We start from the raw sequence: 14,457 nt of genomic DNA on the forward strand, positions 1-14,457 counted from the left end.
GAATTATGCTCAGTCAATTTTTTATCAGCCGACCTAAGTTTGCCTTTGTCATTTCTATCTTCCTGACGTTGATTGGCTTGATTGCGATTAAAACCATGCCGATCTCTGAATACCCTAGCATCACACCGCCGCAAGTACGGGTGGTGGCGTTTATGCCGGGCGCAAGTGCAGAGACCGTCAAAGAAGTAATTGGCAACCCGATTGAAACGGAAGTAAACGGTGTCGAAGGCATGGTGTACATGCAGTCACGCTCATCAAATGATGGCCGCTATTTCTTGAATATTACGTTTGAAAACGGTATCGACGCGGACATGGCAATGGTGAATGTCTCTAACCGTGTCGCGACTGCAGAAAACCTGTTGCCGTTTGAAGTACGCGCTCGCGGGGTGAGGATCCGTAAAGCGTCGCCGGACGATCTGATGGCGATAGCTTTCTATTCTCCGCAAGGCACCATGGATGAGTTGGCACTCAATAGCTGGGTGGAAGCCAACTTTATGGAGCGATTGGCACGTGTACCTGGGCTTGCGACCTCCGATTTGGTCGGTGCCACCTTCGGCATGCGCGTCTGGACAGATATCGATCGTATGGCGAGCTTGGGCGTGAGCACGCTAGATGTGAAAAATGCGATTCGCGAGCAGAACGCTGTTGTGCCAGCGGGCCGAATCGGGCAGGGGCCGAGTCGCGAAAATACCGCGATGCAGTATAACTTGATCACGCAAGGGCGATTAAGCAGTGCGGAAGAGTTTCAACAAATCATCGTTAAAACCAACGCTGACGGAAGCCAGATTTACCTTGGTGATGTCGCGAAAGTCGAGATTGAACGCCAGTTCTTTGATGCCTACGCGACCTACAATGGACAACCTGCGGCGCTGGTAACAACCTCACTGGCACCGGGTGCCAATGCGCTTGACGCTGGCGCAGCCACAATGGAAATCCTCAAAGAGATAGAAACGCTGCTGCCTGAAGGCGTGGTATACAGCGTGCCTTATGACACCACGGTGTCGGTAGAAGTCTCCATCAAAGAAATCGTGAAAACCCTCTTTGTCGCGGTGTTTTTGGTTGTTCTCGTGACATACCTGTTCTTGGGTAACCTTCGTTCTACATTAGCGCCAGTGGTCGCCATTCCCGTGTCCTTGATTGGTACGTTCGCTTTCATGCAAATGGGCGGCTTTACCATCAACACAGTCACGCTGTTTGGTCTGATCCTCGCGATAGGCATCGTGGTCGATAATGCCATTCTCGTGGTGGAAAACGTTGAGCGTATCCTGAATGAAAATGAAGAGATCTCCGCAACCGACGCCACCATTAAAGCCATGTCAGAAGTCACGGGTCCTATTGTTGCTTCCACCTTGGTCATGCTGGCGGTATTCATCCCTGTCGCCATGTTACCGGGCATTACTGGCCTCATGTTCGCGCAGTTCTCGATCACGATTTGTATCGCCTTAGTACTCTCTGCAATCAACGCACTGACCTTGTCTCCAGCGCTTTGCGCTTTGGTGATGAAACGTAACACTCAACCAGCCGCGTGGTTTGTGGCGTTCAATCGACTGTTCGACAAAGTCACGGCGGGCTACAGCAAGGTCGTGACCCTGTTCGTGCGCAAAACGGCGGTATTGCTGGTGGCGTTTGCCATCGCAATTGTGGCCATGGTTCAGATGGGTAACAAGGTTCCTACTGCCTTTGTGCCTTCAGAAGATAAGGGCGTGTTAGCTGTCGCGATGTTCTTGCCAGACAACGCATCGAAAGCCCGTACGCACGAAATTGTTTCTCAGGCAGAGGCGATTCTGGCGAAGGATCCCGCGATTGAAGACTTTGCTGCGGCTGTCGGTTTCAATGCCTTATCGGGTGGTTTGTCATCCAATGCAGCGGCATTGTTCGTGAACCTCAAAGACTGGGATGCACGCTTGGCAATGGACGGCGATCACTCTCAACAAGCGGTTGCTCAACGATTGAACATGCAACTTTATGGCATCGACAAAGCCATGAGTATTGCCATGGGCCTGCCGCCCATCCCAGGAATTGGTATTGGTGATGCGTTGGAAGTCATGGTGCAGGACAACGAAGGCCGCAGCGCCCAAGAGTTAGCGAGCGTCACGTATTCGTTGATGGCGGCCGCGAACAACGCGCCAGAAATCATCAATGCGATGACCACGTACCGCGCCAATGTTCCGCACTACAACGTCGAAATTGACCGCGAAAAAGCACGTCACTTGGGCGTGCCCGTGGGCGTGATTAATGATGCGCTGGCAACCCATTTAGCCTCGGCATACGTCAACGATTTCGCGATGGATGGACGTAGCTATCGCGTGTTTGTTCAAGCCAAAGGCGAGCAGCGTGACGATCTACAAGATGTGCTTCGCATTCATGTGCCGTCTGCAACAGGAGAGCAGGTTCCACTATCGGCGGTTGCCACTATCGAGCCAACCATGGAACCCGATATGGTCACCAGCTACAACATGCTCACGTCGGCGCGCCTGCAAATGAACCCAGCACCGGGCTATTCATCGGGTGAAGCGATTGCTGCATTGGAGCGAGTGGCGGCAGAGGTACTTACCGATGGCTACACCATTGACTGGACCAACATGGCCTATCAAGAAAAGTTGTCAGGCAATGCTGCGCAAATCGCGATGGCACTGGCGCTGGTCTTCATCTATCTGTTCTTGGTTGCTCAGTATGAATCATGGGCGCTGCCTGCTGCCATCATCATGGTTGCCCCGTTGGCTGCCGTCGGGACATTTGCGGCATTGCTGCTTGGCGGACAAGCGCTCTCGATTTACGGCCAGATTGGCATGATCTTACTGATATCCCTTGCAGCGAAAAACGCCATCCTGATGGTTGAGTTCTCTCGGATCAAACGCGAACAAGAAGGGCTACCCATCGAAGACGCTGCGATTCAAGGCGGCAAGATGCGCTTCCGCGCCGTCAATATGACGTCTTGGTCATTCATTCTTGGCATATTGCCTCTGGTCTTTGCAAGTGGTGCAGGTGCCGTTGCACAGAACACCACGGGCCTTGCACTGCTCGGTGGCATGTTAGTTGTGCTCTGCATCGGCGCCATGATGACCCCAGGTTTCTATGCGTTATTCCAGCGACTGCGTGAGAAGGTCAAAGCCACTGCGAACTAGCACCATCACCACCATGGGTGAGCCGTTATTTGGCTCACCCTAATGAACGGAAAACCCCCTCAAATGTGATTTTTTGAAACGCTATTGTCCGTCGATAATGGCGTTAATGATTATTGAATGACTTCGCCACCGGGAAGGGACGCTAGGCAGAGCGATGAACTTTAAAAAGGAAAACACCATGAAAAGAACACTTATTGCCAGCACTCTGATCGCCGCAACGTCTTTACCAACTTTCGCGGAAGAGAGCAAAGTGATTGACCCTTCAGACCTTACTCAAGTCTACACTCAGGCCGCCGTGTTTGTGACGTCAGATGCGGATGTGCGCGTGTCTGGTATGTTGACGGGTGCGTGGAATGAAAACACGCAATTTGCCGGTTTCCTTGAAGGTAACTTTGGCGACTCAGATGCCAAGCAGGGTAAAGATTCGATGGGGGCGGACTACCTAGGAAGCCGCGGTCAGTACTTTCAAGTGCATGCAATTGATAACGATTTGATGCCTCGTGTCGGCTTCATGACAGATATCATTCATCAAAAGAATGCTGGGCTAGATGACAACTTGCTGTTTTCAGCAGGCGCGATTGGGTTGATTAACCCTAAGTACACGGGCGGCGCGATGGTGTTCCCTAATGTGAACTATACGGTTGGCGAAGTGTTTGGAGAGTCTGCTGACGGTTACATGCTCAATCTGTTTACGACTGTGCCAGTGGGCGATTCCGGTGCTTTTTTTCAGGCGTGGCCGGAATACGTGAAAGTGACGGGCGATGTGGTCGAAATGGAATCGACGGCTTTTAACATGATGTTCAATGCGCCGATTAAAAGCGATCGCACACAGTGGCTAATGACTAAACTCGCCTACGCTTCGGCAGATGTGGTGCTGCCAAACGGCTGGGAAGTAGAAAATGAATATGAACTGAAAGCAGAAATCGGTGTGAAGTGGTTTTTCTAACCGCGCGTATCACCAGTTGATGTCCGCGTTTTGGAACGTATTCCATCTTTTATCCGTTTCTGTGCGATGAGAAAATCATCAAACTGACGAACAAACCCTCGAACTGTTTAAAGGCTGCGCAAACAAACAAGTTTCAGTAAATTCAGGCTTTACAAGCACGCGAGGGCTTTGTAATATTCGCGGCACTGGAGAGATGGCTGAGTGGTTTAAAGCACCGGTCTTGAAAACCGGCGTGGGTTTATAGCCCACCTAGGGTTCAAATCCCTATCTCTCCGCCAAATCAGATTAAGCCCGCTCAGTGAGCGGGCTTTTTCGTATTTAAATTATACATCCTGAGATAGGGTGCAGAAGCCTAGTCAGGGTTCAGCCGAGCGAAGCGAGACAACGTTGCCCCGACGTAGTCGGATTAGGCGACGGCCCGAAGGGCGTGAGCAAAGCGAACAGTAAATCCAGTTTTCGTTTTTCTCATGGCTCCGCCAAATTAGAAAAGCCCGCTTGCTCTTGTTAACAGGAGCGAGCGGGCTTTTTCGTATCTGGGATATGCTTTCTTCAACCGTATTAATTCCCCATATACTCAACCCATCAATGAGGTAGCCGACGCTCGGCATTCTTGGATCGCATGGGGTAAGTGTCTATAGTGGTTCAATTCATTAGCGATAATTGCTCGCAACCACGGCTTTGTGTAGGGAGATAACGTGGAAATTTGGACGCTGCTTTTCTTTATACCGGCATGCTTTGCGTTGAACATGACGCCGGGGCCGAATAATCTGCTTTCCATGAACAATGCGCGTTGCTATGGGTTTAAATCTGCGTTTATTGCTGGGTTAGGCCGTATTACCGCGTTTGCTGTCATGATTGCGTTGGCAGCGTCGGGCTTAGCTGTGGTGCTGTATGCGTCCGAAACGCTGTTCTTTGCGGTCAAACTGTTTGGTGCTCTTTACTTGCTTTGGATTGCCGTTAGCCTATGGCGTTCAGAATCAAGCCCTGTGTCTGAAATCGACACGAATCAAAGCCGATTTGGGCTTGCGAAGCAGGAATTCATTTTGGCGTCTGGTAACCCCAAAGCGATTTTGATCTTCACCGCTTTTCTTCCTCAATTTGTGGATGTTTCCGCAAACGTTCACCAGCAATTTTTCGTATTAGGTTGCACGTTCTTAGCACTAGAAATGACGGCAATATCTATCTATGCCGTGTTTGGCATCTACCTCAGGCAATGGTTCGCTAATCCCCGAATGGCAAAACGTTTCAATAAAGCATGTGCTGCCTTCTTAGCGTTTTCTGGTCTCAACCTCTTACTTAGTCGTCAGTAATTCAGCACGGTGTTTCTTTGGTCATTCTTGCTGAACTTGCCTTGAATTGAACGCACTGATGGCCTCTGAAAACGAGCACCTTCAGGTTGTTTGGGGACATATCAATGCCCGGTAGGCTGCATCTAGAGACACCTCGCAAGCTAAGGATCATAATTCACTGATTCATTCGCTATATATGGTAGGTTGCGTAGGTATAGACCTATTCGTCAAGGAGGGCGGAAATGAAAGTATATGGTGACCTGCAATCAGGCAACTGCTTAAAAGTGAAGATGTTACTGTCTTTTTTGGATATTAAACATGAGTGGATTCATGTGAACATTTTAGACGGTGAAACGAAAACAGATGAATTCTTATCTAAATACCCAAATGGGAAAATCCCGGCGGTAGAATTAGATGACGGTCGCTATCTAACTGAATCAAATGCCATTCTAGGGTACTTTTCAGAGAATACTGCATTCCTCCCAACAGACACTTACTTGAAAGCAAAAATGTATGAATGGCTATTCTTTGAGCAATACAGTCATGAGCCTTTTATTGCCGTGGCTCGCTTCATTCAAAAGTACTTAGGTATGCCAGAAGAAAGAGTTGCCGAGTATCATTCTCTTCAAGAAGGAGGCCATAAAGCCCTTCAGCTAATGGAAAGCCAGCTAACGAAGACGAAGTTTCTCGCTGGGAATGAAATGACGATTGCTGACATTTCACTTTATGCCTACACCCATGTTGCCGATGAAGGTGGTTTTGATTTAACGCGTTACTCAGCTATTCAAGATTGGTGTCATCGCATTCAATCAACGTCAGGTTATGTCGGTATGGCGTAAGTCGTATTGATGCCCACCCTGAGTCAAACTCTCAGGGTGGGTTAATAGAATCACTTATCAACGTCACCGATCACGCCTTCATGGGAAAGGTCGCCAGAAAGCTCAGCCTTAATTTCGGCAAGACTCTCTTCTTCAGCTGCAACGATTTTGCCGCTTACTGCATCGACTTCTACTTCATACGCTTTCTTTCCGGACTTAACGAACACATCCCACTGCGTGTCTGGTTCGTCAAAACGGATGCCAAGCACTTCGACACCGACTTCTGCAAGTGCCGCTTTGATTGCGTCTTGCTCGCTGATAATGTTGGCGTCCTTTGTTGCGAAGCTTGGAACACTGAATGTGCTTAACGCCGCCAATACAACACCACCTAGGATTAATTTTTTCATCTGTCTTTCCTTAACATCACTTTGTTTGCGTACATTGGAACGCTATAAACTCGATATGTATCGAGTCTAAGAGCGCTTTTGCTGTCAGTAGATGTAGCGTAAGAGACGGGATGTCGAAAAAATGTGAATAGGAAAATATTGGTCGGTTTACATATGAATTCACGCGAGTTAACCGAAAGATAGGTAGAAAAAATGTCGACGCGCTACTTGAGCCCTTCGTTATCTAACCCTGTGACGCTAGCCGTGCATCCTCCTGCTTCATTTGTGTTTAGGTCTATCTGCCAGCCATATTTTCGTGCAATGTCTTGTGCGATTACCAAGCCCAATCCATAGCCTTGATTCGCTTTACTGTCGTTCTCTAGGCCAACGCCGGTGTCTTCTATCACGACGGCATTTGAGGAAACATGAATAGAGATGTGACCTTGTTCGGTGTAAGCGAAGGCATTCTTAATCAGGTTACCAATTAAAATGCCAACAGCTTTGTGAGACACACGCAAGCACGGCGCGTGTTCAATGTTGACCGATACCTCAATGTTTTTTTCTTCCACCAACAGTTGAAAATGCGAAAGCAGGGTCTCGATTTCGGTGTTGTCTAACTTCCACGGTGTAACTGTCTCTTCTTTCTCTCGCGTCAGTGATAACAAGGTTTCGACATAGTCTTGCATCGCTTCCACTGCGGTTGTCATTCGCACCCGTTGCTTATCCACGAATTGAGGATCGTTCGAGTGTTCAAGCAGGGATAAACTGCCGCGCAATACCATAAGCGGTGTGCGTAATTCATGACTAGCAAAGCGGTTGAACGCACGCTCTCTTTCGAGCATGTCAGCGATTTGAGATTGATAGGTGTTGATGCTTTCAGTCAGGGTCACAAGCTCAACGGTTTTACCCGCCACTGGCAATGTTAGAGGCGATAAATCCCCTTTGGTTTTTGCACTCAATTGGTTTGCGAGTGATGCGTAAGGCTTGGTTAGCCTAGAGGCAATTTGCAGCACCACTAACAAACTCAAAATCAGCAAGCCGAAGGATAAAAGCAGTTGATTGGTCTGTGAATTCAGCGCTTGCTCTTCGCTTAATTCAAAGATGGGATCGTTGTTGACGATGAAGGCATCCAGCATTTGGCCGTTGACCATCACGGCAGTTTTCATCACAAAGTAATCTGTTTCTTGATCGACTCTCCCTGCCTTGTAGATTTCTACGACGCTATTGGGCGTGAGTTGGCGACTAATTTCTAGTGAGTCAGGTAAAGCATCATAGCCAATATAGGCGGTTGAAAAATTGTCGAGTACGACTTCATCGCTTTGAATATCAATGTTTTTTAAGCTGTTTGCCAACAGTTCTAAACGATGCTGAGCGGTGAAATGTTCGAGGTTTTCAACGGTGCTTTCCAATACCGAAAAGTGGATGGTGATAATGGCAAACGCCACGATCGAAAAATAGGTGAATGTCAGCTGTTTGGCGGACTTAATCTTACTCATTCTGCGCTACTCGGTTTATCGACCAATTGATAACCAATCTTCGGAACGGTGCGGATATACCCATACTCAAACGGTTTATCAATGAGGTTTCTGAGTTGATAGACGTGGCTGCGTAACACGTTTCCTTCGGGTTCATCATCGCCCCATAACGCAGTGGTCAGTTCTTCTTTTGTCACCACTTGCGGTGCACGTGCCATGAGCAATTTGAGCACAGTAAACAACGAAGGATTTAAGGTGAACTGGCATTCACGGCGCACCGCAGTGTGTGACGTCAAAGATAAACTCAACTCGCCGAAAGTCAGTTCGCGGACTGACACTTGCCCCGTTCGACGACGATTTAGCGCTGACACGCGTGCTTCAAGGATCTTCAAATCAAATGGCTTGACCAAGTAATCATCTGCGCCATGCTCAAAGCCAGACAGAATGTCTTCCCGTTCACCCATGGCTGTCAGCATGAGTACAGGGGTGTCTACGCCATTTTCACGCAGTTTTTTGCACACCGTCATCCCGTCCATTTTGGGTAACATGACGTCCAAAATGACGACGTCATAATGATTATCTTCCACCAAGTTTAGGGCTTGAGTGCCGGATAAAGCATGGTCCATGGTGTGACCAAGCAATTCAAAGTAATCGAAGATAACACCCGCAATATCTGCATGATCTTCAACGAGTAATATTTTCATTTTCACTAAACCTGACAGACGAACTCCTCTTTATTCTTGCACAGAAAACATAAAAAAAAAGTGAACGACCTTTCTTTCACTTCTCTCCTCGTAATGTGGCTCTCACTGACGTAGGAGGTCCCATTTTGACAGTGATTCGATATTTCCCAGTTCAGCCAACCTCGCACACCCCGCCGTACATTTCGGTGGTGGTGCCGTTTTATAACGAACAAGCCGTTCTCATGGCCTGTCATCAGCGCATTTTGTCTGTGCTCGATACGCTTAACGCCCGATGCGAAATTATCTATGTCGATGATGGTAGTAAGGACAACAGCGCCAATATCGCCAGTGAGTTTGATGCAGAGCACCATGATGTCACTTTGATTCGGCTCAGTCGGAATTTTGGCAAAGAGGCGGCCATGTCCGCAGGGCTTAAAGCCACGCGAGGTGACGCTGTCATATTGCTGGATGCCGACCTTCAAGACCCGCCCGAGCTTATGCCAGACATGATTGAAGCTTGGCGGTCAGGCTACGAGGTTGTGGACATGCAGCGGAAATCTCGCTTGGGCGAAAGTGCGTTCAAGCGGTTCACCGCGCGCATGTTTTATACCTTGTTGAACCGACTGAGTGACGTGCCGATTCCTGAAAACGTGGGGGATTTTCGGCTTTTGGACAAGCGGGTTGTTGAAACTGTCAATGCCCTTCCAGAACGCACGCGTTTTATGAAGGGCTTGTTTGCATGGCCTGGTTTTCAGCGCACCGTCCTTCAATTTGACCGTGACCCTCGCTTCGCGGGCACCACCAAATGGAATACGTCACAGCTGTTTAACCTTGCTGCGGAAGGCATTACCTCGTTCAGCACCAAGCCTCTTCGACTCGCGACGTATGCAGGACTATTAACGGGGATCAGCGCGCTGTGTATTGCAGTGGCTATCGTGTTTAAAACCCTGATATGGGGAGATCCGGTCGCGGGTTATCCCAGCTTGATGCTCACCGTGCTGACATTGGGCAGCGTCCAGTTGCTCTCCATTGGTTTGTTGGGGGAATACCTCGGTCGCTTGTTTATTGAAGCTAAACAACGCCCGCTCTTTTTGGTGAATACCACGCTCACCAAAGCGGCAAAAACGTCATCACTTCGACCCTCAACGTCGACAACAGCATCCGTATTAACATCCGCCAAAGCCAAAACCTGCGCCAAAACTTCCGTCAAAACGACAACTTCCGCTGTATCTGAGAACCCTACGCCATGAACCGTTTACGATCTTTCGTCTCACGCCTTTCGTTGACCCAATTAGCTCTTGCAACCTTGATTATATCGTTGGGCATTCGCCTTATCACTTTGCCGATGTATTCCCTCATGGACACGACAGAAGCTCGCTATGGTGAAATGGCGCGCATCATGTTCGAAACCCAAAACTGGATCACCCCGATGTTCGATTACGGTGTGCCTTTCTGGGGAAAACCGCCGTTGTTTGCTTGGTTAAGTGCAGGAGGGATTAGTGTGTTCGGCAATAATGAGTTTGCCGTTCGGGTACCGCATCTTTTTGTGGGCGTGCTTATCTTGACGATCACTTATCAGTTTTGTGTTCGCGCTGGGAAGTCGGTGCAAGAGGCCATGCTGTCAGTCGCGGTTTTGGCGACGAGCACTGCGTTCATTGTCATTTCTGGTGCCGTCATGACCGACACTGCGTTGGCTCTCGGAATCACGCTTAGCATGGCGAGTTTCTGGTTCGCGTTTCAGCATCAATCCAGATTGGCGGGCTACTTGTTTTTCGTCGGTCTTGGAATTGGCATACTCGCCAAAGGCCCTCTCACGCTGGTATTGATTGGCATCAGCCTCTTTTGCTGGATAGCGCTTGATGGTCGCTGGCGACGAGTGCTGCACGCGCTTCCTTGGGTGAGCGGTACCTTGCTGATGCTGGCTATTTCCCTGCCTTGGTACATGCTGGCAGAATTCAAAACCCCGGGGTTTCTGAACTATTTCTTGGTGGGTGAGCACTTTATGCGCTTTGTGGTTTCTGGCTGGGAAGGCGACTTGTATGGCACTGCGCACAATGAACCGCGCGGCACGATTTGGTTATATGCCGCGATCGCTGCACTGCCATGGACGCCATTGTTCTTCTGGCAATTGATCAAGCGCTTTCGACAAGGTAAAGAAAGTGTCACGAATGCGTACGCACAGTACCTGTGGTGCTGGATGCTGTCGCCTTTGGTGCTGTTTACCTTCGCAGGTAATATTCTCGCTAGTTACGTTTTACCCGGGCTACCGGCCTTTGCATTGCTGATTGCCTTGTATCAGTCAGAAAACCCACTCAACACTCGCGCCTATTTAACCGGTTTAACCACGCCCGTGCTGATCTTGTTTGCTGCGCTCGCCTTAAATTTTAACCTGACTGGGAAAACGGCGGAAAACGCGTTGCTGACACTTTGGGAGAAACAACCGGAAGCCCGTTTCGTTGATCTTTACTATGTAGGGAGTCGCCCGTTTTCCGCGCAATATTATTCGAATGGAAAAGCAAAACGCGTATCGACGGATCTGCAAAGTACGATCACAGACCTCGAACAGCCCGCGTTCATTGTTCACGCCCATGCGCACTCAGACGACAATGCTGATAGGTCGTTGGCGCAATGCCAGCAGAGAGCAGAGAGTAAAAAACGCGTGCTTCTGTATTGCGTGCCGAACCACGGATAATAACCTTGCTGGATTAGCAAAGGTGAAAAATGCAGGAAGCTGTGGGAATCAAGAAAACAAAGGGGAGTGTTGATTCTTGCGGCTGGAAATATCGGCCTCAAAGTCAGAGATTTTCGACATTAGCGGAAGCGAGTGGTATGTAGGCTTAAACCAACAATTAGGGTTTAAGCCTACACCGATGAAATTAATCTACTGAAACGACCACTTTGCCGATGGCTTGCCCACTTGCTAGGCGCTCATGCGCTTGGCTAACTTGAGACAGGTTGAAGTTGGTGTCATCCAAAATGGCTTTCAGGGCACCAGATTCTGCAATCTCCGCCATTTCTTTCAAAATAGCGCCATGCACTTCGCGGCCTTGGTTATGCAGCATAGGAATCAACATAAACACAACGTGCAGTGACAGGCCTTTAAAGTGAACCGTGCTCAAGTCGATCTCCAACAAAGACACTGTTGACGAGACGTGACCATTCAATGCGGCGGCTTCAAAAGAATTCAGCATGTTCATGCCACCCACCGTGTCAAAAACCATATCAAACCCACGACCATTGGTGTGTTGATTTACGTAATTTTCCACTGTCTCAGACGTGTAATCGATAGGTGTCGCGCCCAAGCTTTCAATCAACGCGAGTTTCGATTCGCCAGAGCCGGTTGAAAAGACATTGGCACCCAAATGGCGAGCCAATTGGATGGCAATATGACCCACGCCGCCAGCGCCGCCATGAATCAATACGTTTTGGCCTTCGCTAACATTGGCGCGCTTGAGCCCTTCATAGGCCGTAATGCCAACAAGCGGCAAGGCTGCGGCTTCTTCCATGGAGAAGTTTTTTGGCTTGAGGGCAATTAGGTTTGCGTCAGCGACCATATACTCGGCCAATGTGCCAGGCAGATCAGCAAGTCCGCCTGCACAGCCATATACTTCATCGCCCACGTTAAATGTGCCGACACCTTCACCGACTTCTTCGATGATGCCAGCGAAATCCATACCTAGAATGGCGGGCGCTGGGGGAGACAACGGTAAGTCAGGCCCCATTTGTCGGATCATGGTATCCACGGTGTTGACACTCGTTGCTGCGATTTTTACCAGCACATGGCCTTGCTTTACAGCGGGTTTCGCGACGTCCGATGCTTCAAATACCTCCGGCCCACCGAAGTTGTTCACAATCATTGCCTTCATAACTTTCTCCTTTCAGAACATGAGAAGAGTGTATTAGATGTTCTGTGGGAAATAATCAGGCTAAATTCGAATTCAGTTTTTAGATTGTGAAGATAATAAAAACCATTCAGATACTTGAAAGGACGGTGGAGTAGGCGCAGTGGCAGAGTGAAACGATAAATGGAGCCTATGAAACATAGACTCCATGGTCGAGATTGCCTTATCTGTAGAGCCATCTACTCAATGTGCTTTCGCTTTGTTAGTAAGGTAGTGCACGTTAATTCTCTTCAATGGTTTTGTCTTAAGGCTCGCAGTTGAATAGGAGAAATGAAGCGTTCATTTGTTGGTCGGCGCTAAAGCGACGATAGTATGAAAGTTAGGCGATTAATACATCCATCAATGAGATAGCTTACCAATTTCGATGTGTTCTTGGGTATAAGCGCAGCGCCCGTGGTTTCAACGTTAGCACTTAGGAGGATTCTTTGAAGTTTGCGAAATATTGGAAGAAGCATGATGTCACCGTCGATAGCGATATTTTTGGCCGTGAAAAGCTATCGATTTGGGGGGCATCAAATACCAGTGAAAATGACGCTGGGGTAAATGCAGAAAAACGTTTAGCCGCAATGCGCGCTTTTCTTCAAGGGAATTTTTCAAAGGAAGACGAGTACGAGTATTGGGTCGACTTTGTTAAAGAGGAAATACTCGAAGAAGTTAACGCGACAGACGGAGGCCTACTTGCAGTTCTTAGTCGCAATGGCTATGGCGCGAGGGTACTGAATACTGACCGTGTTGTGTTTGGCGACATTGATATCCAACCGGCGGGATTTCTTGAACGAATAATGCACCGGTTTGGTCGCCCAAAAAAGGATAAGCAGTTCGTCATCAAACAGATCGAGACCTATCAACGTCTTCATCCATCATTGTCTTTTCGTGTCTATGAAACGCACTCTGGTATCCGATTTATTCTGACAAACCAACATTATTCCCCTGGCGACGCAGATGTTGAGACGATTTTCCAAGCGCTAAATGTTGATCCGCTGTATACGACATTGTGTAAGCGCCAAGATTGCTTCAGGGCGCGTTTGACGCCTAAGCCTTGGAGAGTGGGCTTATCGAGGCCGAGCAGTCGTTACCCGCGTTCAACTGACGAAGAGCAGCACGAGTTTCAGCGATGGATTAGAGACTATGAATCGGCTTCTGCCCCTTATACGGCGACAAAGCATCTCGCGTCGTTTGGAGAGGCAAAAGTCAGTGCTGATATACAAAAAGTGATAGATATCCATGACGGACGTCATTCGAAGGCTTCAGCGAATCTCGCTTAAATCGAAATAGAGCGGAAACATCGCGCTTTGCGGAGTCGGGACTCGCAGAAAATGAACATAAAAGGGATTTTTTATTGGCACATTTAAAAGGAGATAATTGTGAATAAAATTGGGAAATATATAGGGATCGTATTGATAGCATTTGGGGTGATTACCCTCATGCAGTTGCTTTTCAACCTTCCTGACTATCTAAGGGATTTCCCGAATAACCCGATTTATGAGTACATTGTGGGCACTGACGAGAAGTCTTACTTTGCCACACTTGAAGGCTCCGAAGTGGTCATCTCCAATGACATCATGCGAATTGTTGCCCTGTTTTTTGGCTTTATGATTTTGAAAATATGGATAACAGTAGGCTCAACCTTGATCAATGCGGGTCGAAGTTTACTTATCGATGACATGGAAAACGTAAAAGGGCTTTTGAATACACTGATAAACAAAAAAGAGTAGCGTTGAGTTTATTGAGCTTAGATAGGACAAGCGGCTCATACCACACTTTAGCGAGGCTAGTGAAAAATGGAGCCTATGAAACATAGACTCCATGGCCGAGATTACCGTGTTCGTGCGG

12 protein-coding genes and 1 tRNA gene are annotated in these 14,457 nt (G+C 48.5%); 9 read left to right on the forward strand and 4 right to left on the reverse strand.

The genetic code is table 11. The annotated features are described in order from the left end of the window. The first annotated feature begins 5 nt into the window (after window positions 1–5). The 5 genes from Q365_RS0120405 to Q365_RS0120425 all read left to right on the forward strand — a co-directional run bounded on the left by Q365_RS0120405 (window position 6) and on the right by Q365_RS0120425 (window position 6,199). Complete coding sequence (locus Q365_RS0120405; RefSeq protein ID WP_028025094.1) at window positions 6–3,125, forward strand: efflux RND transporter permease subunit; 3,120 nt, start codon at window positions 6–8, stop codon at window positions 3,123–3,125. Window positions 3,126–3,303: 178 nt separating this feature from the next. Next, entirely contained in the window at window positions 3,304–4,071 is a 768-nt protein-coding gene (locus Q365_RS0120410; RefSeq protein ID WP_028025095.1) for a hypothetical protein, read from the forward strand. 187 nt (window positions 4,072–4,258) lie between these two features. Beyond that, window positions 4,259–4,349, forward strand: a tRNA-Ser gene (locus Q365_RS0120415). A 417-nt stretch (window positions 4,350–4,766) separates the two neighbouring features. Next, window positions 4,767–5,381 carry a LysE family translocator gene (locus Q365_RS0120420; protein ID WP_028025096.1) on the forward strand — a complete coding sequence of 205 codons (615 nt, stop codon included), beginning with the start codon at window positions 4,767–4,769 and terminating at the stop codon, window positions 5,379–5,381. Between the two features lie 221 nt (window positions 5,382–5,602). Next, complete coding sequence (locus Q365_RS0120425; RefSeq protein WP_028025097.1) at window positions 5,603–6,199, forward strand: glutathione S-transferase family protein; 597 nt, start codon at window positions 5,603–5,605, stop codon at window positions 6,197–6,199. A 50-nt stretch (window positions 6,200–6,249) separates the two neighbouring features. On the opposite strand, the gene Q365_RS0120430 is transcribed toward Q365_RS0120425, so the two are convergent. The 3 genes from Q365_RS0120430 to Q365_RS0120440 all read right to left on the reverse strand — a co-directional run bounded on the left by Q365_RS0120430 (window position 6,250) and on the right by Q365_RS0120440 (window position 8,743). After that, window positions 6,250–6,585, reverse strand: coding sequence for a PepSY domain-containing protein (locus Q365_RS0120430; protein ID WP_028025098.1), 336 nt, complete (start codon window positions 6,583–6,585; stop codon window positions 6,250–6,252). Window positions 6,586–6,788: 203 nt separating this feature from the next. Next, window positions 6,789–8,060, reverse strand: a complete 1,272-nt coding sequence (locus Q365_RS0120435; RefSeq protein WP_028025099.1) for a sensor histidine kinase — start codon at window positions 8,058–8,060, stop codon at window positions 6,789–6,791. Further along, entirely contained in the window at window positions 8,057–8,743 is a 687-nt protein-coding gene (locus Q365_RS0120440; RefSeq protein ID WP_028025100.1) for a response regulator transcription factor, read from the reverse strand. Before Q365_RS0120440 ends, Q365_RS0120435 begins: the two co-directional genes overlap by 4 nt. A gap of 125 nt (window positions 8,744–8,868) precedes the next feature. On the opposite strand from Q365_RS0120440, the gene Q365_RS0120445 reads away from it, so the two are divergent. After that, window positions 8,869–9,972, forward strand: coding sequence for a glycosyltransferase family 2 protein (locus Q365_RS0120445; RefSeq protein WP_028025101.1), 1,104 nt, complete (start codon window positions 8,869–8,871; stop codon window positions 9,970–9,972). Further along, the gene (locus Q365_RS0120450) at window positions 9,969–11,414 is read left to right on the forward strand and encodes an ArnT family glycosyltransferase (protein WP_028025102.1); all 1,446 of its coding nucleotides are present in this window, start codon (window positions 9,969–9,971) and stop codon (window positions 11,412–11,414) included. Before Q365_RS0120445 ends, Q365_RS0120450 begins: the two co-directional genes overlap by 4 nt. Before the next feature lie 184 nt (window positions 11,415–11,598). Here Q365_RS0120450 and Q365_RS0120455 read toward each other — a convergent pair whose 3' ends face one another. Continuing rightward, window positions 11,599–12,588 carry a zinc-dependent alcohol dehydrogenase family protein gene (locus tag Q365_RS0120455; RefSeq protein ID WP_028025103.1) on the reverse strand — a complete coding sequence of 330 codons (990 nt, stop codon included), beginning with the start codon at window positions 12,586–12,588 and terminating at the stop codon, window positions 11,599–11,601. Window positions 12,589–13,049: 461 nt separating this feature from the next. Here Q365_RS0120455 and Q365_RS0120460 point away from each other — a divergent pair, with 461 nt between their 5' ends. Continuing rightward, window positions 13,050–13,889, forward strand: coding sequence for a hypothetical protein (locus tag Q365_RS0120460; protein WP_028025104.1), 840 nt, complete (start codon window positions 13,050–13,052; stop codon window positions 13,887–13,889). A gap of 99 nt (window positions 13,890–13,988) precedes the next feature. Further along, complete coding sequence (locus Q365_RS0120465) at window positions 13,989–14,339, forward strand: hypothetical protein (RefSeq protein WP_028025105.1); 351 nt, start codon at window positions 13,989–13,991, stop codon at window positions 14,337–14,339. Window positions 14,340–14,457 lie beyond the last annotated feature (118 nt).

It is taken from the genome of Enterovibrio calviensis DSM 14347 (genome assembly GCF_000621165.1).
Taxonomy (GTDB): domain Bacteria; phylum Pseudomonadota; class Gammaproteobacteria; order Enterobacterales; family Vibrionaceae; genus Enterovibrio; species Enterovibrio calviensis.

What these genes read in the sequence shown, in the direction of transcription:
- Q365_RS0120450 (WP_028025102.1), top strand. Translation starts at nt 9,969, where the DNA reads ATGAACCGTTTACGATCTTTCGTCTCACGCCTTTCGTTGACCCAATTA.
- Q365_RS0120410 (WP_028025095.1), top strand. Translation starts at nt 3,304, where the DNA reads ATGAAAAGAACACTTATTGCCAGCACTCTGATCGCCGCAACGTCTTTA.
- Q365_RS0120455 (WP_028025103.1), bottom strand. Translation starts at nt 12,588, where the DNA reads ATGAAGGCAATGATTGTGAACAACTTCGGTGGGCCGGAGGTATTTGAA.
- Q365_RS0120430 (WP_028025098.1), bottom strand. Translation starts at nt 6,585, where the DNA reads ATGAAAAAATTAATCCTAGGTGGTGTTGTATTGGCGGCGTTAAGCACA.
- Q365_RS0120425 (WP_028025097.1), top strand. Translation starts at nt 5,603, where the DNA reads ATGAAAGTATATGGTGACCTGCAATCAGGCAACTGCTTAAAAGTGAAG.
- Q365_RS0120405 (WP_028025094.1), top strand. Translation starts at nt 6, where the DNA reads ATGCTCAGTCAATTTTTTATCAGCCGACCTAAGTTTGCCTTTGTCATT.
- Q365_RS0120435 (WP_028025099.1), bottom strand. Translation starts at nt 8,060, where the DNA reads ATGAGTAAGATTAAGTCCGCCAAACAGCTGACATTCACCTATTTTTCG.
- Q365_RS0120440 (WP_028025100.1), bottom strand. Translation starts at nt 8,743, where the DNA reads ATGAAAATATTACTCGTTGAAGATCATGCAGATATTGCGGGTGTTATC.